2 protein-coding genes are annotated in these 2,031 nt (G+C 70.4%); both read left to right on the forward strand.

Annotation, left to right across the window (positions count from 1 at the left end):
* A partial coding sequence (locus LLG88_06020) for a DMT family transporter (GenBank protein ID MCE5246462.1) occupies nt 1-852 on the forward strand: 852 nt, incomplete at its 5' end.
* 66 nt (nt 853-918) lie between these two features.
* On the forward strand, nt 919-1,947 hold the full coding sequence (locus LLG88_06025; protein MCE5246463.1) for a glyceraldehyde-3-phosphate dehydrogenase: 1,029 nt from the start codon (nt 919-921) through the stop codon (nt 1,945-1,947).
* Nucleotides 1,948-2,031: the final 84 nt, after the last annotated feature.

Consider the following 2,031-nt stretch of genomic DNA (forward strand, 5'->3'; position numbering starts at 1 on the left):
ATGGCGCTGTCGGCGTTCTTCTTCGCGGTGATGGCGGTCTTCGCCCGCTTCGCCGGCGCCCGCCTGCCGGCGCAGGAAGTCGTCCTCGCCCGCGCCGTGATCTCGACCGCGCTCTCGTTCGTCATGCTGCGCCGCGCCGGCGCGCCTTTCCGCGGCAACCGCCCCAAGATGCTCGTGCTGCGCGGACTGACCGGCTTCCTCAGTCTCTCCTGCTACTTCTGGACCGTGATCCACCTGCCGTTCGCCGAGGCGGTGCTGCTGGCGCAGACGGCCCCGATCTTCACCGCGCTGATCGCCTGGAAGGCGCTCGGCGAACGCCCCGGCCCGCGCTTCGCGCCGGCGGCGGCGATGGTCCTCGTCGGCGTCGTCCTCGTCGCCTCGCCGAGCCCGGCGGACTTCGAGGGGGCGCAGCTCGGCTGGGTCGTCGTCGGACTGCTCGGGGCGGTCGCCGCCGGCTCCGCCTACACGGAAGTGCGCGCCCTGTCGCGCGGCGAGCACCCGCTGACGATCGTGCTCTGGTTCCAGATGACGATGATCTTTCTCTCGCTCCCCGGCACTTTCGTTTCAGGCGCCGTCCTGCCGCGCGGCGCCGACTGGCTCTGGCTCGCCGGAGTCGGCCTGTTCGGCCAGGCCGGCCAAGTCTTTCTGACGGAAGGGTTGCGGCGCACGCCGGCGGGTCGCGCCTCGCTCGCCAACCCGCTGGTGATCCTCTTCGGCGCGGCGATCGGCTGGCTCCTGTTTCACGAAAACCTCGACTGGGGCGATCTCCTCGGCGCCGCGCTGCTCGTCTTCGGACTGATCTTCTCCGGAAGCGCCCCGCGAAACGCGGTCCCGCGTTCCTCCGCGTCGTAGAATTCATCCTGCGCCCGCGACCGCGGGCCAGCGGACCGGCAGCGCGGCCGGAGTGGAGGAATGGAAATGCCGTTCACCATCGGACTGATGGGCTTCGGGCGGATCGGGCGGAATCTGTTCCGCATCCTCTCGCGCAGCGACGAGGTGCGGATCGGCGCGATCTCCGACATCGCCGACCCCGAGGCTCTGACCTACCTCGTCCGCTACGATTCGCTTCTCGGACGATTCCCCGATCTGCTTTCCTGCAAGAACGGCCGGCTCTACACCTACGGACGCGAGATCCCGATGCTCGCCGGCAAGGATCCCGGCGACGTTCGCTGGTCCGACTACGGCGTGGACTACGTCGTCGAGGCGACCGGCCGCAGCCGGACGCGCGCCGACCTCGCGCGCCACCTCGACTGCGGCGCGAAGCGGGTCGTGGCCTGCACGCCGCCGAAGGACAAGGTGGACGCGACGGTCGTCTACGGCGTCAACCACCACCGGCTGCGCCGCGAGCACAAGATCGTCTCCAACGCCTCCAACACCGCCCACGCGGCGGCCCCGATTCTCGCCGCGCTCCACGGCGCCTTCGGCGTCGAGCGCGGGCACCTCACCTCGGTCCACGCGCTGACGAGCGTGCAGCGGCTCGCCGACGTGCCGGCCGACGACTACCGCCTCTCGCGCGCCGCCGCGGAGAACATCGTCCCCTCGGAGACGAACGCCGCGCACGTGCTCGAGGAAGTGCTCCCCGAGATGAAGGGACGGCTGCGCGCCTCCGCGCTGCGCGTGCCGGTGTCGAACGGCTCGCTCGTGGACATGACGCTCTGGCTCGGCCGCGCGGTGGACAAGGACCGCGTGAACGAGGTCGTGCGCACGGCGGCGGCGGGGCCGTACAAGCGGATCCTCGAGTACAACGTCGATCCGATCGTCTCCGCCGACGTCGTCGGCACGTCGTTCTCGTCGATCTTCGACTCGGCGGCGACGATGGCGATGGACGGCAACCTGATCAAGGTCGTCGCCTGGTTCGACAACGGCTGGGGCTACGCCGAGCGCGTGGTCGACCTGCTGCGGCGCTTCGACGAGCTGGACGGCGATTCGGCGGAGGAGGGACGATGAGCGTCAGGGTCGGCATCAACGGCTTCGGCCGGATCGGCCGGGCCGTCTTCCGCATCATGAGCCGCCGCGACGACGTCGAGGTCG

The sequence above is a fragment of the bacterium genome (assembly GCA_021372775.1).
Taxonomy (GTDB): domain Bacteria; phylum Acidobacteriota; class Polarisedimenticolia; order J045; family J045; genus JAJFTU01.